General features: G+C 69.7%; 18 protein-coding genes and 3 pseudogenes. 6 read left to right on the top strand and 15 right to left on the bottom strand.

Annotation, left to right across the window (positions count from 1 at the left end):
- Nucleotides 1-211: 211 nt before the first annotated feature.
- The 5 genes and pseudogenes from ACHMXE_RS14150 to ACHMXE_RS14130 all read left to right on the top strand — a co-directional run bounded on the left by ACHMXE_RS14150 (nt 212) and on the right by ACHMXE_RS14130 (nt 4,970).
- Complete coding sequence (locus ACHMXE_RS14150; RefSeq protein WP_395349812.1) at nt 212-1,405, top strand: ABC transporter substrate-binding protein; 1,194 nt, start codon at nt 212-214, stop codon at nt 1,403-1,405.
- A 166-nt stretch (nt 1,406-1,571) separates the two neighbouring features.
- On the top strand, nt 1,572-2,492 hold the full coding sequence (locus ACHMXE_RS14145) for a branched-chain amino acid ABC transporter permease (protein ID WP_057594683.1): 921 nt from the start codon (nt 1,572-1,574) through the stop codon (nt 2,490-2,492).
- The gene (locus ACHMXE_RS14140) at nt 2,489-3,439 is read left to right on the top strand and encodes a branched-chain amino acid ABC transporter permease (RefSeq protein WP_395349811.1); all 951 of its coding nucleotides are present in this window, start codon (nt 2,489-2,491) and stop codon (nt 3,437-3,439) included. Before ACHMXE_RS14145 ends, ACHMXE_RS14140 begins: the two co-directional genes overlap by 4 nt.
- Nucleotides 3,436-4,191, top strand: coding sequence for an ABC transporter ATP-binding protein (locus ACHMXE_RS14135; protein WP_057594685.1), 756 nt, complete (start codon nt 3,436-3,438; stop codon nt 4,189-4,191). The genes ACHMXE_RS14140 and ACHMXE_RS14135 overlap by 4 nt, the downstream gene beginning before the upstream one ends.
- Before the next feature lie 76 nt (nt 4,192-4,267).
- Nucleotides 4,268-4,970 (top strand): annotated as a pseudogene (locus ACHMXE_RS14130) (ABC transporter ATP-binding protein).
- On the opposite strand, the gene ACHMXE_RS14125 reads toward ACHMXE_RS14130, so the two are convergent.
- Both ACHMXE_RS14125 and ACHMXE_RS14120 read right to left on the bottom strand, forming a co-directional pair.
- Nucleotides 4,955-5,590, bottom strand: coding sequence for a class I SAM-dependent methyltransferase (locus ACHMXE_RS14125; protein ID WP_395349810.1), 636 nt, complete (start codon nt 5,588-5,590; stop codon nt 4,955-4,957). The pseudogene ACHMXE_RS14130 and the gene ACHMXE_RS14125 sit on opposite strands and share 16 nt — an antisense overlap.
- A 79-nt stretch (nt 5,591-5,669) precedes the next feature.
- On the bottom strand, nt 5,670-6,893 hold the full coding sequence (locus ACHMXE_RS14120) for a multidrug effflux MFS transporter (protein WP_395349809.1): 1,224 nt from the start codon (nt 6,891-6,893) through the stop codon (nt 5,670-5,672).
- Nucleotides 6,894-6,968: 75 nt separating this feature from the next.
- Here ACHMXE_RS14120 and ACHMXE_RS14115 point away from each other — a divergent pair, with 75 nt between their 5' ends.
- On the top strand, nt 6,969-7,916 hold the full coding sequence (locus ACHMXE_RS14115) for an AraC family transcriptional regulator (protein ID WP_395349808.1): 948 nt from the start codon (nt 6,969-6,971) through the stop codon (nt 7,914-7,916).
- 6 nt (nt 7,917-7,922) lie between these two features.
- Here ACHMXE_RS14115 and ACHMXE_RS14110 read toward each other — a convergent pair.
- The 13 genes and pseudogenes from ACHMXE_RS14110 to ACHMXE_RS14050 form a co-directional block, all read right to left on the bottom strand.
- Nucleotides 7,923-9,381, bottom strand: a pseudogene (locus ACHMXE_RS14110) (SulP family inorganic anion transporter).
- A gap of 320 nt (nt 9,382-9,701) precedes the next feature.
- A complete protein-coding gene (locus ACHMXE_RS14105) occupies nt 9,702-10,412 on the bottom strand; it encodes an SDR family oxidoreductase (protein WP_395349807.1) in 711 nt (236 codons plus the stop codon).
- A 329-nt stretch (nt 10,413-10,741) separates the two neighbouring features.
- On the bottom strand, nt 10,742-11,350 hold the full coding sequence (locus ACHMXE_RS14100) for a glutathione S-transferase (RefSeq protein ID WP_395349806.1): 609 nt from the start codon (nt 11,348-11,350) through the stop codon (nt 10,742-10,744).
- 22 nt (nt 11,351-11,372) lie between these two features.
- Nucleotides 11,373-11,774 (bottom strand): FAD-binding protein, encoded by a 402-nt coding sequence (locus ACHMXE_RS14095; RefSeq protein WP_395353077.1) that lies wholly within the window; start codon nt 11,772-11,774, stop codon nt 11,373-11,375.
- Nucleotides 11,659-12,603 carry an FAD-binding protein gene (locus ACHMXE_RS14090; protein WP_395349805.1) on the bottom strand — a complete coding sequence of 315 codons (945 nt, stop codon included), beginning with the start codon at nt 12,601-12,603 and terminating at the stop codon, nt 11,659-11,661. The genes ACHMXE_RS14095 and ACHMXE_RS14090 overlap by 116 nt, the downstream gene beginning before the upstream one ends.
- Before the next feature lie 55 nt (nt 12,604-12,658).
- Nucleotides 12,659-13,090 (bottom strand): annotated as a pseudogene (locus ACHMXE_RS14085) (FAD-dependent oxidoreductase); the annotation flags it as partial.
- Nucleotides 13,090-13,833: an SDR family NAD(P)-dependent oxidoreductase gene (locus tag ACHMXE_RS14080; protein WP_203203131.1), complete on the bottom strand. Its 744-nt coding sequence runs from the start codon at nt 13,831-13,833 to the stop codon at nt 13,090-13,092. The gene ACHMXE_RS14080 and the pseudogene ACHMXE_RS14085, both read right to left, overlap by 1 nt.
- Nucleotides 13,834-13,994: 161 nt before the next feature.
- Nucleotides 13,995-14,744: an SDR family NAD(P)-dependent oxidoreductase gene (locus ACHMXE_RS14075; protein WP_203203132.1), complete on the bottom strand. Its 750-nt coding sequence runs from the start codon at nt 14,742-14,744 to the stop codon at nt 13,995-13,997.
- Nucleotides 14,745-14,772: 28 nt separating this feature from the next.
- Complete coding sequence (locus ACHMXE_RS14070; RefSeq protein WP_057594693.1) at nt 14,773-15,492, bottom strand: ABC transporter ATP-binding protein; 720 nt, start codon at nt 15,490-15,492, stop codon at nt 14,773-14,775.
- Nucleotides 15,485-16,261 carry an ABC transporter ATP-binding protein gene (locus ACHMXE_RS14065; protein WP_395349804.1) on the bottom strand — a complete coding sequence of 259 codons (777 nt, stop codon included), beginning with the start codon at nt 16,259-16,261 and terminating at the stop codon, nt 15,485-15,487. Before ACHMXE_RS14065 ends, ACHMXE_RS14070 begins: the two co-directional genes overlap by 8 nt.
- Nucleotides 16,258-17,223, bottom strand: a complete 966-nt coding sequence (locus tag ACHMXE_RS14060) for a branched-chain amino acid ABC transporter permease (protein WP_395349803.1) — start codon at nt 17,221-17,223, stop codon at nt 16,258-16,260. Before ACHMXE_RS14060 ends, ACHMXE_RS14065 begins: the two co-directional genes overlap by 4 nt.
- Before the next feature lie 2 nt (nt 17,224-17,225).
- Nucleotides 17,226-18,128: a branched-chain amino acid ABC transporter permease gene (locus ACHMXE_RS14055; RefSeq protein ID WP_208507742.1), complete on the bottom strand. Its 903-nt coding sequence runs from the start codon at nt 18,126-18,128 to the stop codon at nt 17,226-17,228.
- Between the two features lie 16 nt (nt 18,129-18,144).
- Entirely contained in the window at nt 18,145-19,356 is a 1,212-nt protein-coding gene (locus tag ACHMXE_RS14050; protein ID WP_395349802.1) for an ABC transporter substrate-binding protein, read from the bottom strand.
- Nucleotides 19,357-19,382: the final 26 nt, after the last annotated feature.

Genomic DNA, 19,382 nt, shown 5'->3' with positions numbered 1-19,382 from the left:
ACCACGCGGGCGCCGCGCCCTCTTCGAAGGCATCGCAGGCGGCATCGACCCGGGTCGATGCCGCTCCTTTTTTTGGGGACATCGGGGCCGCGCACGAGGCGGTCACTGGCACCATTCGTGCTAGTACCGTTGACACCGAATTGTTTACGGCTAAAGTATTTAGCTATCAACGGTTCGACACCGTTTCACCCCATCCCTGCCGGAGAATCCGATGAGCCAACCGTCCCCGAAATCGTCCGCGCTGCCGCGCACCCTGCTTTCGCTGCTGCTGTGCGGCGCCGCGGCCTCGGCCCTGGCCGCGCCGGTCAAGGTCGGCCTGGCGCTCGACATCTCGGGCCCGTTCGCGGCGCTGGGCGCCGAGGCCCGCGACGGCTTCGCGCTCGGCATCAAGCAGCTGGGCGGCAAGCTCGGCGGGCAGGAGGTGGAGTTCGTGCAGGCCGACATGGCCGGCAGCCCCGACCAGGCCAAGCAGCTGGTCGACCGCATGATCCAGCGCGACAAGATCGACATCTTCAGCGGCCCGATCGGCTCCAACGTGGCGCTGGCCGTCGGCCCGACGCTGTTCAACGCCAAGGTGCCCTACCTCTCGGCCAATGCCGGCCCGAGCCAGTTCGCGGGCGCGCAGTGCAATGCCTACTTCTTCGGCACCGCCTACCAGAACGACCAGTTCCACGAGGCCGCCGGCAAGTTCGCGCAGGACCGCGCCTTCAAGAAGATCGTGCTGATCGCGCCCAACTATCCCGCGGGCAAGGACGCGCTCGGCGGCTTCAAGCGCCAGTTCAAGGGCCAGGTGGCCGACGAGCTCTACACCAAGCTCGGCCAGATCGACTACGCGGCCGAACTCGCGCAGTTGCGCGCCTCCAAGCCCGACTCGATCTACTTCTTCCTGCCCGGCGCGATGGGCATCAACTTCATCAAGCAGTTCGTGGGCGCGGGCCTGTCGAAGGACATCACGCTGGTCACCAGCGGCTTCTCGGCCGACGAGGACGTGATCGGCGCCGTGGGCGAGCCGATGCTGGGCCTGTTCAACACCTCGCACTGGGCGCACGACCTCGACAACGCCGCCAACAAGGCCTTCGTGGCCGCGTTCCGCAAGGAGTACAACGGCCGCTATCCGTCGGTCTACGCCGCGCAGGCCTACGACGCCATCCTCGCGATGGACGCCGCCGTGAAGCAGGCCGGCGGCAACGCGCAGAACCGCGAGGCCGTGATCGCGGCGCTCAAGAAGGCCAACTACGCCTCGACGCGCGGCAACTTCAAGTATGCGAACAACCACTACCCCGTAGAGAACTTCTACCTGCGCGTGATCGGCAAGGATGCGCAGGGCAAGGTCACGAACAAGCTGATCAACACGGTGCTGACGAACTACGGCGACAGCTACGCCGACAAGTGCCCGATGAAGTAAGCGGCGCCCGCGCCATTCGGATTCCCGAACTTCCGGACGCAGAGGATGCGAAGAATCCGCGAAGGACGCGAAAGAGACAGGGGAAAACTTTCGAGGTTTTCTTTTGCGTCCTTCGCGAAACCTTCGCGCCCTTCGCGTATGGCTGCCCGCATTCCACTCTCATCCAATGACCCCCATCCTCGTTCTCGAGCAGCTGCTCAACGGCCTCGGCTACGGCCTGATGCTGTTCCTGCTGGCCGCGGGCCTCACGCTGGTATTCGGCATCATGGACGTGCTGAACCTCGCGCACGGTTCGCTGTTCATGGCCGGCGCCTACGTCGCGGCCGAGGCGCACACGCGCACCGGCTCGTTCGCCGCGGCCATCGTCATCGCGGTGGCGGTCACCGTGGTGGTGGCGCTGCTGCTCGAGGTGCTGCTGATGCGCCGCCTCTACACGCGCGACCACCTCGCGCAGGTGCTCGCGACCTTCGGCGTGATCCTGGTGGCCGACGACCTGGTCAAGATGATCTGGGGCCCGTCGCCGGTGATGGCGCCGACGCCCGCCGCGCTCTCGGGCCCGGTTGAGCTGATGGACGGCCTGCCCTATCCCTCGTACCGGCTGGTGATCCTGGTCGGCGGCATGCTGGTCGCGCTGGCGCTCTACCTGCTGGTGAACCACACGCGCATCGGCATGCGGGTGCGCGCGGGCGCTTCCGACCGGCCGATGGCCGAGCTGATGGGCGTGCGCGTGGGCCGCATCTTCAACGGCGTGTTCCTGCTCGGCGCGGCACTCGCCGCGCTGGCCGGCGCGCTGATGGGACCGATCGTCGCGGTGCAGGTCGGCATGGGCGAACAGATCCTGATCCCGGCGCTGGTGGTGCTGGTGATCGGCGGCATCGGCTCGGTGCGCGGCGCCTTCGTGGCCGCGCTGCTGGTGGGCATCGTCGACACCATCGGCCGCGCCTTCGTGCCGATGCTGCTGCGCGCCACGCTGCCGCCGGCCACCGCGGCCGACCTCGGTCCGCTGGTGGCCGAGGTCGCGATGTACGCGCTGATGGTGGCGGTCCTTCTCTTCAGGCCCTCGGGCCTCTTCTCGGCACGCGCATGAAAACCCGTCACATCGGCCTCGGGCTGCTCCTGCTGCTGCTCGCCGCCTTTCCCCTGATCGCACCGCTGTTCGGCCTCGAGTTCTACATCGGCTTCGTGCGCCGCGTGCTGATCGTCGCGCTGGCCGCGGCCAGCCTCAACTTCATCCTCGGCTTCGGCGGCATGGTCGCGCTCGGCCACGCGGGCTTCATCGGCGTGGGTGCCTACACGGTGGTGGCGCTCAGCGACGCCGGCACGACCTCGGCCTGGGTGCTGTGGCCCGCGGCCGTGGTGGCGGCCGGCCTGGCCGCCGCGCTGATCGGCACGGTGGCGCTGCGCACGCGCGGCGTCTACTTCATCATGACCACGCTGGCCTTCGCGCAGATGCTGTACTTCGTCGCGGTCTCGCTGCGCAAGTACGGCGGCGACGACGGCTACACGCTGATGAGCCGCCCCACCCTGCTGCCGGGCCTCGACCTCGGCAACGAGAGCAACTTCTACTGGGTGGTGCTGGCGCTGGTGGCGCTCGCGCTGTGGTGGCTGCAGCGCGCCACGCAGTCGCGCTTCGGCCATGCGCTGATGGGCATCCGCGACAACGAGACGCGCATGCGCGCACTCGGCTACCCGGTGTTCCGGCTGCAGCTCGCGGCCTTCGCGATCGCGGGCGCCATCGCCGGCCTGGCGGGCGCGCTGCTCGCGGGCGGCAACGGCTTCGTGAGCCCGGCCATCATGCACTGGACGCAGTCGGCCACGCTGCTGGTGATGGTGGTGATCGGCGGCCTCGGCCGCAGCTGGGGCGGGCCGGTGGGCGCCGCCGTGTGGCTGCTGCTCGAGGAAGCGCTCAAGCAGCACACCGAACACTGGCACATGCCGCTGGGCCTGCTGCTGATCGCCGTCGCCCTGTGGGCGCCCAAGGGACTGGCCGCGCTGTCGCGCCGCCGCGCACCGCTCGCGAAGGCCACGCCATGAGCCTGTTCAGGATCGAAGGACTGGTCAAGCGCTTCGGCGGCCTGCTGGCGACCGACCATGTGAGCCTCACGGTGGAGCGCGGCGAAGTGCATGCGCTGATCGGCCCCAACGGCGCGGGCAAGACCACGCTGGTGAACCTCATCACCGGCCTGCTCAAGGCCGACGCGGGCCGCATCCTGCTCGACGAGAAGGACATCACCGGCTTCAAGGACCACCAGCGCGTGGCCGCGGGCATGTCGCGCTGCTTCCAGGTCACGCGCGTGTTCGCCAAGGACACGGTGCACGACAACCTGATGCTGGCCGCGCAGGCGCATGCGGGCAGCAGCCTGCGCTTCCTCGCGCCGCGCTCGCGCGAGAAGGACCTGGCCGACCGCGCCGCGGCGCTGGCCGAGCGCGTGGGCCTGGCGCGCGAGCGCGACCGCATCGCCGGCACGCTGCCGCACGGCGCGCAACGCGCGCTCGACGTGGCGCTGGCGCTCGCGGCCGAGCCCAAGCTGCTGCTGCTCGACGAGCCGATGGCCGGCATGGGCCCCGACGAGTCGGCGCGCATGGTCGACCTGATCGAGTCGCTGCGCGCCTCGATGGCGATCCTCCTGATCGAGCACGACATGGACGCCGTCTTCCGCCTCGCCAGCCGGCTCACGGTGCTGGTGCAGGGCCGCGTGCTGATGAGCGGCACGGCCGACGAGGTGCGCGGGCATCCCGACGTGCAGGCGGTCTACCTGGGCACCGAAGCGGAAGGTCACGCATGAGCGCCGCACCGGGCCGCCCCAAGCAAGCTCGCACCGCAGTGCGAAGCACGAAGGTACTTCAATGAGTTCGACGACATTGCTCGAGGCACAGGCCATCGAGGCCGGTTATGGCGCCAGCCAGGTGCTGTTCGGCATCGACCTGCGCATCGGCGCGGGCGAGGTGCTCGCGCTGCTGGGACGCAACGGCATGGGCAAGAGCACCCTGCTCAAGGTCATCACCGGCATGCTCGCGCCGATGCGCGGCGAGCTGCGCTTCGGCGGCGCGGCCATCGGCGGCCACAAGCCCGACGCCATCGCGCGCCGCGGCGTGGCCATCGTGCCCGAGGGCCGGCACGTGTTCCCCAACCTCAGCGTCGACGAGCACCTGCGCGCCTTCGCGCGCCCGCGCCCCCGGCAGCGCGCCGCGCTGGACCGTCGAGGCGCTCTACGGCCTGTTCCCGCGCCTCGCGGAGCGCAAGGCCAATGCGGGCAACCAGCTCTCGGGTGGCGAGCAGCAGATGCTGGCGATCGCGCGCGCGCTGTCCACGCATCCGCGCCTCTTGATCCTCGACGAGGCCACCGAAGGCCTCGCGCCCGTGATCCGCGAGGAGATCTGGCACTGCATCGCCACGCTCAAGTCCGAGGGCGAAGCGATCCTGGTGGTCGACAAGTACGTGCAGCGCCTGCTGCCGCTGGCCGACCGGCACGTGATCCTCGAGCGCGGGCGCGTGGTGTGGCAGGGCGACTCGGCCGCGCTCGATGCCGACCGTTCGCTGTGGACGCGCTACCTGGGCGTGTAGGTCGTCTTCATCCGCGCGGACGGCAGGCCAGGAAGCTGGCCCAGCGCACGTCCTCGCGGCCGATCCACTGCCGCTCCCAATCCAGTCGCAGCCCGGCCGCCGCGAGCTGCGCGGCGAACCGGTCCCGGTCCCAGTACACGGTCTGGTAGTCGCCGTTGGTCTCGCCCTCGCCGATGCGCATGCCCCGCGAGGAAGACGCCACCGGGCGCGAGCGCGTCGAACACCTTGCGCAGCACCGGCGCGATCTGCGCGCGATCGACATGGATCAGCACGGCCATCGCGAGGATGGCGTCGAAGGGCCCGCCCAGCGGGTCGGTGACGACATTGAGCAGCGCGCCCTGCTTGCCGCGCTCGGCCTGCAGGTCGAGAAAGGCCTGCGTCGCATCGGTGCGCCTGACGATCACGCCCAGCGATTCGACGAAGTCGGCGTCGCGCCCTGTGCCCGAGCCGACCTCGAGCACGCTGCCTCCCGCGGGCATGCACGCCACCATGCGGCGCAGCGCGTCCTCGATCTCGGGCGGCGGATGGTCCGCCACGATCGCGTCGTAGTCGCGCGCGGACGCCTCGTAGGACCGGAGGGTTCGCTGCATGCTGTCGAGCACCGGGGCGGGGATGTTCATCAAAGCCTTTGCAGTCCATCGAAGCTCCGATGGAATGCGCGAAGGCTAGGCCCAAGGCCGCGCCTTGCTCACGGGGCAATCACTTAGAGAACCCCTGCATGACACCGGGCACGCGCCGCACCGGCCGCAGGGTGCGCAAGGCCAGCGTCAGCACGACCGCGGCGCAGCCGGCGATGCCCGCCACCATCGAGAGCGGCCTGCCGTCTGCAAACGGCGCGACCAGCGCCACCATCACCGCGCCGCCCGCAAAGTTCATCGTGCCGATCAGCGCCGAGGCCGTGCCCGCGAGCGCGGCATGCCCTTCCATCGCGAGCACGAAGGCCCCGGGCACGATCAGGCCGTTGAGGCCGAAGCCGATCATCAGCAGCGCCACCAGCACGCAGAGCCGGTCCACGCCCGCGACCGTGAGCACCAGCAGCAGCCCGAGGGTGGCGGCCTGCGCGATCACCGCCGTGCGCAGCACGCGCCGGATGCCGAAGCGCGCCACCAGCCGGCCATTGGCCTGCGACAGCGCGAGCAGCGACACCGCGTTGAGCGCGAACAGCACCGCGTACATGCGCGGCGAGACGCCGAAATGCGTGCTCATCACGAAAGGCGAGTTGGCCACGTAGACGAAGAAGCTCGAGACGGTGAACGAGGCCATGAAGGCCAGCGCCATGAAGTGGCGGTCGCGCAGCAGCACGCCGTAGCCGGCCATGGCGCTGCGGAAGTTGCTCGACAGCCGCGCGGTGGCGGGCCGGGTCTCGGGCAGCAGGGCCAGCAGCATCGCGAGGCCCGCGAGCCCGACGGCGGCGACGGCGACGAACACGGCGCGCCAGCCCAGGCTCTCGGCCACGAGGCTGCCGGCCAGCGGCGCGAGGATCGGCGACACGCTGTAGACCATGAGAAGCAGCGACATCATCCGCGCCGCCTCGGGCCCGGTGTACAGGTCGCGCACCACGGCGCGCGGCGTGACCATACAGGCGCAGGCGCCGAGCCCCTGCACGAAGCGCAGCGCGACCAGCACGCCCGCGCTGGGCGCGAAGGCGCAGCCGATGCTGGCGAGGATGAACAGCACGAGGCCCGCGACCATCGGCCGGCGGCGGCCGAACATGTCCGACAGCGGGCCCGCGACCAGCTGGCCGGCGCCGACCGCGATGAAGAAGGCCATCAGGCTGACCTGCATCGCATGCGGATCGGCGCCCAGCGCGCGCCCGATGGCGGGCAGCGCGGGCAGGTACATGTCGATGGCGAAGGGGCCGATGGTGGTGAGCAGGCCCAGCACGACGGCGTGACGGAAAACTGGAGCGTTCGAGGAGGACATGCCGCGATGGTCGCTCGTCAGCCTGAATGATTGAATAATCATCAGCACGCATTTCCTATTCATTCGTACAGAATCATGGATCCCTTGTCCGATGTGCTGGCCATGCTCACGGTGAGCAGCACGCTCTCGTCGCGCTTCGAGGCGCGCGGCCGCTGGGCCTTCCGCTATGGGCACTACGCCTCGCACATCAAGCTGGGCTGCTTGCTCGAGGGGCGCCTTGGCATCGAGGTCGAGGGCGCGGCCGCGCCGGTGATGCTGGAGGCCGGCGACTTCTTCCTGCTGACCAACGGCCTGCCCTTCTCGGCCGCGAGCGATCCGCCCGGGCCGCTGCAGGACGGCACGCGCCTGAACCGCGAGCAGCGCGGCCCCGACGGGGTGCTGCGCCACGACGGGCTCGACGCGAGCGACGCGACGCGCGTGGTGCTCGCGAGCGGGCGCTTCGCGCTCTCGGGCGAGGCCGGCGAACTGCTGCTGCGCCACCTGCCGCCGCTGATCCACCTGCGCGCAAGCGATCCGGGCGCGCGGCCGCTCGTGGGCCTGCTCGACCTGATGGGCTGGGAGACGGCCGAGCCGCGCCCGGGCTCGACCCTGGCGCGCACCCACCTCGCGGCGCTGGTGCTGGTGCAGGCGCTGCGCGTGCATCTCGCGAACGCGCCGCAGCCCGAGGGCTGGCTCGGCGCGATGACCGATGCGCGCATCGGCACCGCGCTGTCGCGCATGCATGCCGACATCGCCCAGCCCTGGACGGTGGAGCGCCTGGCGCAGACGGCCAGCATGTCGCGCACGGCCTTCGCGCTGCGCTTCAAGGCGCTGACGGGCTCGACGCCGCTCGACTACCTCGGCGGCTGGCGCATGACGGTGGCGCGCCATGCGCTGCGGCATGGCGACGAGGGCATCGCGCGCATCGCCGAGCGCGTGGGCTACCAGTCGGAGACGGCCTTCAGCGCGGCCTTCCGGCGCGCGGTGGGCGAGAGCCCGGGGCGCTTTCGCAGCCAGGTGCGCGCCGAGGCGGCCGCAGCCTGAGCTGCTTCACTCGGGCGCCGCGTCGAGGCGCAGCACGAGGTCGCGGCTGGCCTGGTTCATGCCGCTCACGTCGACCGCGCTGCCATGCTTGCGCAGCCGCTCGACCACCTTGCGTAGCGCCGCCACGGCGGTCACGTCCCAGAAGTGCGCCTGAGAAACATCGATGCGCACCGGCGCGCCGTCGATCTCGCGCACGTCGAAGGCATCGACCAGCATGTCGGCCGAGGCGAAGAAGACCTGGCCGCTGACGGCGAAGCGCCAGGCGCCCTCGTCGTCCTGCCGCGCCTGCACCCGCAGCAGCCGCGCCACCTTGAAGGTGAAGAAGACGCCGCTGAGCAGCACGCCGATGCCCACGCCCGCGGCCAGGTTGTCGGTGGCGACGGTGACGGCCACGGTGGCGAGCATCACGACGCTCGACAGGCGCGGATGGCGCACCAGCGTGCGCAGCGAACCCCGAGTCGAAGGTCGAGGCCGAGACCATCACCATGATCGCGACCAGCGCCGCCACTGGCACCTGCGACACCCAGGGCTTGAGCAGCACCATGAGGATCAGCAGGAAGGCCCCGGCGAACAGGGTCGAGAGCCGGCCGCGGCCGCCGTAGCGCACGTTGCTCACGGTCTGGCCGATCATTCCGCAGCCCGCGATGCCGCCGAAGCAGCTGGCCGCCACGTTCGCGAGGCCGAGGCCGCCGCACTCGCGGTTCTTCGAGCTCGGGGTGTCGGTGAGCTCGTCGACCACGCTCGCGGTCATCATCGATTCGAGCAGGCCGACCATCGCGATGGCGAAGGCGGGCAAGGCGATGATGCGCAGGGTCTCGAGGGTCGGCGGCACGGCGGGCAGCGCGAACATGGGCAAGGCATCGGGCAGCTGGCCGAGGTCGGCCACGGTCTTGAGCGGCAGGCCCAGCCACTGGCCCGCGAGCGTGACCACCACGATGCACACCAGCGGCGACGGCACCGCGGTGGTCAAGCGCGGCAGCAGGTAGATGACCGCGAGCCCGAGGCCGACCATCGCCCAGGTGGCGGCATTGGCGCCGATGAAGTGCGGCATCTGCGCGGCGAAGATCAGGATCGCGAGGGCGTTGACGAAGCCGGTGCGCACCGACGACGACACGAAGCGCATCAGCACACCGAGGCGCAGCAGCCCGAAGACGATCTGCATCGCGCCCGCGAGCAGGCCGGCCGCGAGCAGATAGGCCAGGCCGTGCGCATGCACCAGCGGCGCGGCCACCAGCGCCACCGACCCGGCCGCGGCCGAGACCATGGCGGGGCGCCCGCCGGTGAACGCGATGACGATGCCGATGACGAAGGAGGCGAACAGGCCCACCGCGGGATCGACGCCCGCGACGAAGGAGAAGGCGATGACCTCGGGAATGAGCGCGAAGGTGGCGACGGCGCCGGCCATCAGTTCGCGCGGAATGCTCGGACACCACTCGGTGCGCAGGCGGCTGTAGCGGGAAGACATGGAGAAAGCGGAAAGCAGCCCGCTGCGGACAAGGCATCGCGGGACGTTGGAAGGCATCGCGCCGACTGATGGCGCAAGGGAGAAAGCGGCGGGCGCTGCCGCCGCGCTGCATTCAATGCGCCAGGCTCAAGGGGGAGTCAGCCGCGAGCAGCCCGATTGCCGGGACTGGCTGTCGCGCGCGATGCGAGCGAGCGCATAGCAGGAGGCGCGCCGGCGGGCGTGCCGGCTGAAGAGAAGGACGTCCCGCGCGAAGCGTGTTCAGGTGGTGGAACGTCCTCGGGCACATGGGCGCCGATTGTAGGCAGCGCCCCATGAGGGCCTCAGACGGAGCGCGTGATGCCCCCGTCGACGCGCAGGTTCTGGCCGGTGATGTAGCCGGCGCCATCGGAAGCGAGAAAGCCGATGGTGGCGGCGATCTCGTCGCTGCGGCCATAACGTCCCATGGGAATGCGTTCGCGAAACACTTCCTTCTCGGGCAGGCTGTCGATGAAGCCGGGCAGCACGTTGTTCATGCGCACGTTGTGCTTTGCATACTGGTCGGCAAAGAGCTTGGTGAAGGCGGCGAGGCCGGCACGGAACACGCCCGAGGTCGGAAACACGGGATCGGGTTCGAAGGCGGCGAAGGTCGAGATGTTGATGATGGCGCCACCCCCCTGCTTGACCATGTGCGGCGTGACGAGCCGACTGGGACGCACGGCGCTCAGCAGGTAGACGTCCATGCCGCGATGCCAGTCGTCGTCGGTGATCTCGAGAATGGGCGCGCGCGGGCCGTGGCCGGCGCTGTTGACGAGCACGTCGATGCGGCCCCACTCGGCGATGACGCGGTCGACGAGTTGCTTGAGATCGTCGTTCGACTGGTTGGAGCCGGTCACGCCAATGCCGCCGAGCTCCTTCGCGAGGGCCTCGCCCTTGCCCGAGGAGGACAGGATGGCGACACGGAAACCGTCCTGCGCGAGCTTGCGGGCCGCGGCGGCGCCCATGCCGCTGCCGCCTGCGGTGACGATGGCTACCTTTTTTTGCTCAGAAGACATTCGGGGTCCTTGGTTTCTTGCGGAGGGTGGCATTTAGCCAAGGAATTGGTTGCCTTGCCAGGTTGGGCGTTTTTTGTTTCGGGGCGCGTGCACAGGACAGCGGGTACTTCCCTCCGCGAATGTCCCCGCCTTCGGCTCCTCCTTTATTTCGCTGCGGGAAGCACCCACTGCCCTGTGCACGGGAGGCGCAGCGGTGGTGCCGGCCGATCAACTGCTGCGCGTCTGGCGCACGTCGGCGGGGTACTCCCCGCAGCGAAATAAAGGAGGAGGCCGAAGGCCGGGGACATTCGCGGAGGGGAGTACCCCGTCGGCGTGAGCCCGCTCCAACCTCAAGCAGTGGGCAACGTCGCCTGCATGGAGGCTCGCCGGTTGAAAGCCTCGAACCAAGCCGCGCTGCGAGGCGCCTGAGCACGCCAATCCACATCCGGAAACCGGAAGTCCATGTACCCCAGCGCACAGCCGAAGGCGATGGTCCCGATGTCCACACGTTCGCCGAATCCAGCCGCTTCCTTCTCGAGCCATTCGAGCCCGGTGCGCACCTTGGCGAGTTGGCCGTCGGTCCAGTCGGCCCAGCGGAATTCCTGTGGACGCAGCACGTTCTCGTAGCGCGCGAGCAGCGCGGCGGCGGTCATGCCGTCGGCCAGCGAGAGTTCGGTGAGACGGGCCCAGCGCGCCTTGCCCGAGGCGGGGAACAGCGTGCCGCCCTGCTGGTCGTTGAGGTACTCGCAGATCACGCGGCTGTCGAACAGCGCCTGGCCATCGTTGGTGAGGAAGGTCGGCACCTGGCCCAGCGGGTTGGTCGGCAGGATGGTCGCGTCGCGCTTCACCGGGCCGGCCGCGCTCGGCAGGCGCTCGATGCGCTCGGCGATGCCGAGCTCATGCGCGACGACCATGCATTTGCGCACGAAGGGGGAAGCAGGGGAATAGAAGATCTTCATGATGGGTGTGAAGTGTGTGGGGTCAGGCGTGTTCGTCATGGCCATGGGCCAGGTGCATGCCGGCGGCCCAGCCGAAGGTCAGGGCCGGTCCCAGCGTGATGCCGGGCGCAGGATACTCGCCTCCCATCACCGAGTGCATGTCGTTGCCGGCCACGTACAGGCCCGCGATCGGCGTGCCGCGCGCATCGAGCACGCGCGCATGGCCATCGGCGCGCACGCCCAGGGCCGTGCCGATGTCGCCGGGATAGACCTTGACCGCGTAGAACGGCGCCTTCGCGACCGGTGCCACGCAGGCATTGGGCTGGTGCTCAGGGTCGCCGAGGTAGCGGTTGTAGGCCGTGCTGCCCTTGCCGAAGGCCGGGTCCTCGCCGCGCGCGGGCCGGTGGGTTGAACGCGGCCACGGTGCGCGCGAGGCCGTCGGGATCGACATCGGCCTGGCGTGCCAGCGCCTCGAGCGTGTCGGCGCGGTACAGGTAGCCGGCGCGCACCAGGTGCTCGCGCGACCGCCCACCCGGCAGCGCGAGGCCCAGGCCCCACTTCTCCATGAAGTCGCTGTCGCACACCAGCAGCGCCGGAACGCTCGTGCCGGCCTCGTTGGCCTGGTACATGCCGCGCACGAACTCGTGGTACGAGGTCGATTCGTTGACGAAGCGCTCGCCGCGCGCATCGACCGCGATCAGCCCGGGCTTGGCGCGGTCCCACACCAGGTGCGGATAGCGCAACATGCTGCCGTCGGGGCGCTGCATCATCGACACCGGTGCCCACAGCGCCGGGCCCACATGGCCGGTGCCGAGCACACCGCCGGCCTGCCGCGCCATCGCGATGCCCTCGCCGACATTGCCTTGCGGCGACATCGAGTAGGGCCCGGTCGGCGCCGGATAGTGCTCGGCGCGCATCTGCGCATTCCACGGAAAGCCGCCGGTCGCGACCACCACGCCGCGCCGCGCCTGCAGCACGATCTCGCGGCCGTCGCGCTTCACGCGCACGCCGGTCACGGCACCGCCCGCATCCTGTTCGAGCGCCAGCGCGGGCGTTTCGAGCCAGAACGGAATCTTCTGCTTCAGCAGCCCGTGGAACAGCCGCCCCGCGAGCGCATTGCCCAGCAGCAGTCGCGTGCCGCGGTGGTGGCCGCTCAAGCGGTCGGCGAAGTAGCGCAGCACCAGCTTCATGCCGTGCTTCCACGATGCGAACGAGCGCGTGACCGCGAGCAGGTGCTTCACGTCGGTCATGTTGACCATCATCCCGCCGAGCACGCAGAACTCGGGCAGCGGATCGCGCAGGGCGCGGAAGTGGGGGGCCGAGCAGCCGGCCGTCGAACTCGATCGGATCGAGCGAACGGCCGCCCATCGCGGCGCCCTCGCGGTCGGGGTGGTAGTCGGGCGAGTAGGTGCGCGCGGCGAGCTGCACGTCGGTGCGCTCGCGCAGGTAGCGCAGCGCGCGCGGCCCGGCCTCGAGGAAGGCCTGGCGCAGCGCCTCGTCGCCGGCCGCGCCCACCGTGTTGCGCAGGTAGGTCAGCGCCTTCTCGGGCGTGTCGGGATGACCCGCGGCCTCGGCCTGGTCGTTGAGCGGCACCCACACCGCGCCGCCCGAGATCGCGGTCGAGCCGCCGATGCGGTCGGTCTTCTCGATCACCAGCACGTCGAGGCCTTCGAGCTTCGCCGTGAGCGCGGCCGCGAGCCCGCCCGCGCCGCTGCCGATCACGACCACGTCGTAGCCGGTCTTCTCCTGGGGCTGCGCCATCACGCCCCCGAGCCGCCGAGCGACTTGCCGCCGTCGACGAACAGCACCTGGCCCGTGACGAAGCCGGTGGCCGGCGAGGCGAAGAAGGCCACCGCCTGCGCGATGTCCTCGGGCCGGCCGGCCGCGCCCGTGGGCTGCAGCGCGAGCTGCGCGGCGCGGCGCTCGGGCGTGAGCGCGCGCAGCAGCGGCGTGTCGATCAGGCCCGGCGCGATCGCGTTCACCAGGATGCCGCGCGGCGCGAGCTCCATCGCGCTGGCGCGCGTGTAGCCCACCAGCGCGGCCTTCGAGGCCACGTAGTGCGGATGGTTCTTCGCGCCCAGGTAGGCGCGCGAGGCGATGTTGACGATGCGCGCGCCGTCGGCCATCTTGCGCGCGGCCTCCTGCGTGAGCGTGGCCACCGCGAGCAGGTTCACCTCGTACATGCGGCGGAAGTCGGCCGAGCTCACGTCCATGAAGGCGCGCTCGTCGAAGATGCCGGCGTTGTTCACCAGCGCGGCGAGCGGCGGCAGCGACTGCACCATCGCGCGCACCGCGGCCTCGTCGGTCAGGTCGATGGCGCGGTAGTCGACGTCGAGGCCGGCGGCGCGCAGCACCTGGGTCTCGCGCTCGGCCAGCGCGCCGTTGTAGTCGGCCATCACCACGCGCCAGCCGTCGCGCGCCAGGCGCTCGACGATGGCGCGGCCCATGCCGCTGGCGCCGCCGGTCACCAGGACCAGCGGCTTGTCTTCACTGCTGTCGTTCATCGTTGTTCCTTGATAAGTTCAGGAAGCCAACAGCCGGACGCAGAGGACGCGAAGGTTCCGCAAAGAACGCGAAAAAGATTCAAGAGACATCTTCTTGAATTTCCCTTTTGCGACCTTCGCGGAACCTTCGCGTCCTCTGCGTACGGCTGTCCGCGTTCGCGTCATGCCGCCAGATAGCCCCCATCGACCGGCAGCACCACCCCATTGACGTAGCTGGCCATCGCCGAGGCGAGGAAGACCACCGGCCCGGCGATCTCGTCGGCCTCGCCGTGGCGCTTGGTGAGCACGCGGCTCATGTACCAGTCGGTGCCGTGCTCGGTCTCGCGCTGGCCGGCCGTCATGTCGGTCACCATGAGTCCGGGCGCTACCGCGTTCACGCGCACGCCCCAGGGCGCGAGGTCGCGCGCCAGCACCTGCGTGAGCGAACGCACGCCGCCCTTGGCCACCACGTAGCCGGCCGAGGAGATGCCCGCGCCGAAGGCCACGATCGACGACAGGTTGACGATGCTGCCGTGCGTGCGCTTGAGCGCGGGCACGAAGGCCTGCGTCACGTTGAACACGCCCTGCAGGTTGACCGACAGCACGCGGTCCCAGGCCTCGCGCGCGCCGGGCTCGTCGAACTTCGAGCGCGCCGAGATGCCGGCGTTGTTCACCAGCACGTCGATGTCGCCGTGCGCCGCGGCGATGCGCGCGGCGAGCGCGTCGACCGCCGCCGCGTCGCTGACGTCGACGCTGTCGGCATCGGCGCGCCCGCCCGCGGCGCGGATCGAGGCCGCCACCCGTTGCGCGGGCTCGAGGTCGCGGTCGACCACCAGCACGTGCGCGCCTTCGGCCGCCATGCGGCGCGCGATGGCCTCGCCGAGGCCGCGCGCGGCGCCCGTGACGAGCGAGAGCTTGTCCTTCAGAAGCATGGGAATTCCTTTGCGAAAGCGGCGTCGTTCAGACGCCGAGGTAGGCGCGGCGCACGGCCTCGTCGTTGGCCAGCTGCGCGGCGGGGCCATGCAGCGAGATCTCGCCGTTCTCGAGGATGTAGCCGTAGCTCGACACCGCGAGCGCGAGCTGCACGTTCTGCTCGACCAGCAGGATGGTGATCTTCTGTTCGCGGTGCAGCCGCTCGATGATCTCGAACATCTGCTCCACCAGCAGCGGCGACAGGCCCATCGAGGGCTCGTCGAACAGCATCACGCGCGGGCGCGCCATCACGGCACGGCCGATCGCGAGCATCTGCTGCTCGCCGCCCGACAGCGTGGCCGCCATCTGGCCCTGGCGCTCCTTCAGGCGCGGGAACATCGCATACACGGCCTCGAGGTCGTTGCGGATGCCCGCGCGGTCGCGCCGCAGGTAGGCGCCGAGGTCGAGGTTCTCGCGCACGCTCATGTCGCGGAACACCTGCCGGCCTTCGGGCACCTGCACGATGCCGCGCTGGACCAGCGCGTCGGAGCCCAGCCGGTCGATGCGCTCGCCGGCCAGCCGCACCTCGCCCTCGGTGCAGTCGACGATGTTCGAGATGCAGTTGAGCGTGGTGGTCTTGCCCGCGCCGTTGCTGCCGAGCAGCGCGACGATCTCGCCCTCGGGCACGTCGACCGAGACATGGCTCAGCGCCTGGATGCGGCCGTAGGCGGCCGAGATGGCGCGCAACGACAACAGCGATTCAGCCATGCGCGGCCCCCTTTGCACTTCCCTTGCCCAGATAGGCCTCGATCACGCGCGCGTCGCTGCCGATCTGCGCGGGCGTGCCCTCGGCGATCTTCTCGCCGAAGGCCATGACGGTGATGCGGTCCGAGATCGACATCACGAGCTGCATCACGTGCTCGACCAGCAGCACCGTGATGCCGTCGCGCGCCACCAGCTCCTTGAGCAGCCGGTCCAGGCTCTCGATCTCGCGGTTGCGCAGGCCGGCCGCGGGCTCGTCGAGCAGCAGCAGCTTCGGCTTGATGGCCAGCGCGCGCGCCAGCTCGAGCAGCTTCTGGCGGCCGAAGTCGAGGTCACGCGCCGGCTGGTGGCGTTCGTCGGCCAGGCCCACGCGCTCGAGCAGGTGCAGCGCGAAGTCCTCGGTCTCGCGGTCGGGGCGGCGCAGCAGCCGGCCCAGCGTGCCGGTGCCGCGCGCGTGGGTGCCGAGCAGCACGTTCTCGAGCACCGAGAGCTCGGCGAACAGCTCGAGGTTCTGGAAGGTGCGCGCGATGCCCAGCGAGGCCATGCGGTAGGGCGACACGCGCGTGAGCTCGCGACCCTCGAAGACGACGCTGCCGCTGCTGGGCGTGTAGAAGCGCGAGATGCAGTTGAAGGTGGTCGACTTGCCGGCGCCGTTGGGCCCGATCAGCGCATGGATGCGGCCCTGCTCGACCTGGAACGACAGGCCGTTGACCGCCTTGAGGCCGCCGAACACCACGCTGATGTCGCGCACGTCGAGGAAGGCGCCCGTGCTCATCGCGCGCCTCCCGCCGGGGCCGCGCGGCGCGTGGCCTTGCGCGCCGCGAACAGCGAGGCCATGCCCTTGGGCAGGAACATCATGAACAGCATCAGGATGCCGCCGTAGATGATCTCCTGGTAGGACGGTGCCTGGCGCAGCAGTTCCGAGGCCAGGCCGAACACGATGGCGCCCGCCACCGCGCCGCGCACCGAGCCCAGCCCGCCGACCACCACCATGGTGAGGATCAGGATGGTGGTCTGGAAGCCCAGGCTCTCGGGATGGATGAAGGAGGTGAACAGCGTGTACATGCCGCCGGCCACGCCCGCGAAGGCGGCCGACAGCACGAAGGACGTGACCTTGACCGCGCGCGTGTTCACGCCCATCGCGATCGCCGCCACGTCGCTCTCGCGCACCGCGCGGAACGACGAGCCCAGCCGCGAGCGCGACAGCGCCACCGTGAGCCACAGCATCAGCGCCGCGATCGCGACCACGAAGGGATAGGCCTGCAGGTCGTTCATCAGCCGCAGGCCGCCGAGCGCGGCCGGCTTCATCTGCAGGCCGTTCGAGCCGTTGGTCACTTGCTCCCAGTTGAGGAATACCCATTGCATCGCCTCGCCGAAGGCGAAGGTGGCGAGCGCCAGGTAGATGTCTCGCATGCGCAGCGCGAGCAGGCCGATGACCCAGCCCAGCGCGGCCGCGAGCAGCGCGCCCGCGAGGATCGACACCACGAACGGCGGCTGCCACTGGTTGTTGATGAGCCCGGCCGTGTAGATGCCGATGCCGAAGAAGGCCGCGTGCGAGAGCGCGAACTGGCCGGTCTCGCCGATCACCAGGTGCATGCCGAGCGCGAGCACGCTGAACACCATCAGCAGGTTGACCACGTAGAGCACGTAGCCGCTGGCCGCGAACGGCAGCACCGCGAGCACCGCGGCCATGGCGATCAGCACGCCGCGATCCCACCAGGGAGAAGTCGTCTGCATGCTCATACCTTCTTCACCTGCGGCTTGCCGCCGAACAGGCCCTGCGGCCGCACCAGCAGCACCACCATGATCGCGACGAAGGGCGCGACCACGATGGCGTTGGAGGAGACGAACAGCCCCACCAGGTTCTCGACGATGCCGATGACGAAGCCGCCGACCACCGCGCCCGGCAGGCTGGTGAAGCCGCCGACGATGGCGGCCGCGTAGGCCAGGATCGCGATGTGGCCGATGTCGGGCGTGATCAGGATCTTGGGCGTGATCAGCAGCGCCGCGATGGCCGAGAGCAGTCCGGTCAGGGCCCAGATCTTCATGCGGATGGTGCCCAGCTTCACGCCCACGATCTGCGCACCGCGCGGGTTCATGCCGACCGCGCGCATGGCCTGGCCGGTGCGGGTGCGCGTGAACATCAGGTACAGCAGCACCATCACCACCACGGCGGTGCCGAAGATCGCGAGGTCGAGCAGCGTGAGCGAGGCCTGGCCGATGGTGATCGGGTCCTGCGGCACCAGCGAGGGCAGCGAGCGCGGCGTGTCGCCCAGCCCGGTCTTGCGCACCAGGCCCTTGAGCAGGTAGGCGAAGCCCAGCGTGGCGATCACCAGCTGCACGCCGACGCCGCGCGAGGCGGTCACGCGCTGCATCACCACGCGCTGGAACAGCGCGGCCACGAGCGCCGTGACCGCGAGGCTCGCGAGCACCGCGCCCCAGTAGGGCCAGCCCCACACCACCAGCGGGAACAGCGCGAGGTAGCCGCCGGCCATGAAGATTTCGCCCTGCGAGAAGTTCGGCACGTCGGTGGTCTTGAAGACCATGACGATCGCCACCGCGAGCAGCGCGTAGACGCTGCCGGTGACGATGCCGGACAGCACGCCCTGCTGCACGAACAGCCAGATGTCGGAAAGGCTCATGAGATCGCAGCCGCCGTCAGGGCTTGTACTTCCACACGCTCTTGTAGCTGCCGGGCACGAGCGTCATGTTGGTTGCGTCGAACTTGATGTAGATGGCCGCTTCCTGCGCCGCGCGGTCGTCGGGACCGAACTCGATCGGGCCGGCCATCACGCCGGAGTCGAACTTCATGGTCGACAGCGCCGCGAGCACCTTCTCGCGCGTGGGGCTGGGGCCGGCCGCCTTCAGCGCATTGACCACCGCCATGGCCGAGGGGATGCCGTAGGGCATGTAGGTCTGCGGGTAGCCGGGCTTGGCGGCCAGCTCGGGGTAGGCGGCCTTGTACATGTCGTAGACCCACTTGAGCTTGGGACCGCCGGGCACGTCGGCCAGCACTTCCTGGATGTAGACGTTCTTGAAGGCGTCCTTGTTGCCGACGTTCTCCACCAACTGCTTGAGGTCGGCGGTGGAGTTCACGGCCAGCACGATCGGCTTGTTGAAGCCGAGCTCGAAGGCGCGCTTGACGATCAGGCTCACGGGCCGCGCGTAGGTGGTCAGCAGCAGCACGTCGGGGTTGGCGGCCTTGATCTTGAGCATGGGCGCCGTGACGTCGGTGATGTTCGGGTTGACCGACTGCACCTGCAGGTCGACGCCGCCGAGCGCCTTGGCCTGCGCCTGGGCCGACTCGAGGTTCCAGCCGCCGTAGGCGTCGTCGTGGTTGATGTAGCCGATCTTCTTCGCCTTCAGGTGCTCGCTCGCGAACTGCACCATCGAGCCGCCGACCGCATGCTGCGAGATCGAGAACGCGCCGTAGATGTACTTGGAAGGCGGGTACAGCGCGCCGTCGCCCGAGGCGTTGAGCATCACCAGCGGGATCTTCGCGCGCTCGACGTATTCGCGCGCGCCGACCACGGCCGCCGAGCAGGAGCGGCCGTTGAGCAGGAACACCTGGTCCTGCTCGGTGAGCTTCTTGACCGCGGCCAGCAGGTCGTTGGCGTTGCAGCGGTCGTCCTCCACCACGAGCTCGATCTTGCGGCCGTTCACGCCGCCTTCCTTGTTGATCTTGTCGTAGTACATCTTCGCGGCGTTGATGACGTCGAAGCCGTAGTTCATCGACGCACCCGACATCGGCGAGAACACGCCGATCTTGATGGTCTTGTCGGTCAGGCCGGGCTCGGCCTGCGCGGCGGCATTGGCCGCCAGCGCGCACAGCGCGGCGCCGAATGCCAGGGCGAGGAAGTTCTTTTTCATGACGTTGTCTCCGTTGGTATGGGTGA

It is taken from the genome of Variovorax sp. UC122_21 (assembly GCF_044056785.1).
Lineage (GTDB): Bacteria > Pseudomonadota > Gammaproteobacteria > Burkholderiales > Burkholderiaceae_C > Variovorax.
This window is presented reverse-complemented; position numbering and strand designations above follow the sequence as displayed.

Excerpts from the sequence above, each read along its gene's own strand:
- ACHMXE_RS14150 (WP_395349812.1), top strand. The coding sequence starts at position 212 with ATGAGCCAACCGTCCCCGAAATCGTCCGCGCTGCCGCGCACCCTGCTT.
- ACHMXE_RS14145 (WP_057594683.1), top strand. The coding sequence starts at position 1,572 with ATGACCCCCATCCTCGTTCTCGAGCAGCTGCTCAACGGCCTCGGCTAC.
- ACHMXE_RS14140 (WP_395349811.1), top strand. The coding sequence starts at position 2,489 with ATGAAAACCCGTCACATCGGCCTCGGGCTGCTCCTGCTGCTGCTCGCC.
- ACHMXE_RS14135 (WP_057594685.1), top strand. The coding sequence starts at position 3,436 with ATGAGCCTGTTCAGGATCGAAGGACTGGTCAAGCGCTTCGGCGGCCTG.
- ACHMXE_RS14125 (WP_395349810.1), bottom strand. The coding sequence starts at position 5,590 with ATGAACATCCCCGCCCCGGTGCTCGACAGCATGCAGCGAACCCTCCGG.
- ACHMXE_RS14120 (WP_395349809.1), bottom strand. The coding sequence starts at position 6,893 with ATGTCCTCCTCGAACGCTCCAGTTTTCCGTCACGCCGTCGTGCTGGGC.
- ACHMXE_RS14115 (WP_395349808.1), top strand. The coding sequence starts at position 6,969 with ATGGATCCCTTGTCCGATGTGCTGGCCATGCTCACGGTGAGCAGCACG.
- ACHMXE_RS14105 (WP_395349807.1), bottom strand. The coding sequence starts at position 10,412 with ATGTCTTCTGAGCAAAAAAAGGTAGCCATCGTCACCGCAGGCGGCAGC.
- ACHMXE_RS14100 (WP_395349806.1), bottom strand. The coding sequence starts at position 11,350 with ATGAAGATCTTCTATTCCCCTGCTTCCCCCTTCGTGCGCAAATGCATG.
- ACHMXE_RS14080 (WP_203203131.1), bottom strand. The coding sequence starts at position 13,833 with ATGAACGACAGCAGTGAAGACAAGCCGCTGGTCCTGGTGACCGGCGGC.
- ACHMXE_RS14075 (WP_203203132.1), bottom strand. The coding sequence starts at position 14,744 with ATGCTTCTGAAGGACAAGCTCTCGCTCGTCACGGGCGCCGCGCGCGGC.
- ACHMXE_RS14070 (WP_057594693.1), bottom strand. The coding sequence starts at position 15,492 with ATGGCTGAATCGCTGTTGTCGTTGCGCGCCATCTCGGCCGCCTACGGC.
- ACHMXE_RS14065 (WP_395349804.1), bottom strand. The coding sequence starts at position 16,261 with ATGAGCACGGGCGCCTTCCTCGACGTGCGCGACATCAGCGTGGTGTTC.
- ACHMXE_RS14060 (WP_395349803.1), bottom strand. The coding sequence starts at position 17,223 with ATGCAGACGACTTCTCCCTGGTGGGATCGCGGCGTGCTGATCGCCATG.
- ACHMXE_RS14055 (WP_208507742.1), bottom strand. The coding sequence starts at position 18,128 with ATGAGCCTTTCCGACATCTGGCTGTTCGTGCAGCAGGGCGTGCTGTCC.
- ACHMXE_RS14050 (WP_395349802.1), bottom strand. The coding sequence starts at position 19,356 with ATGAAAAAGAACTTCCTCGCCCTGGCATTCGGCGCCGCGCTGTGCGCG.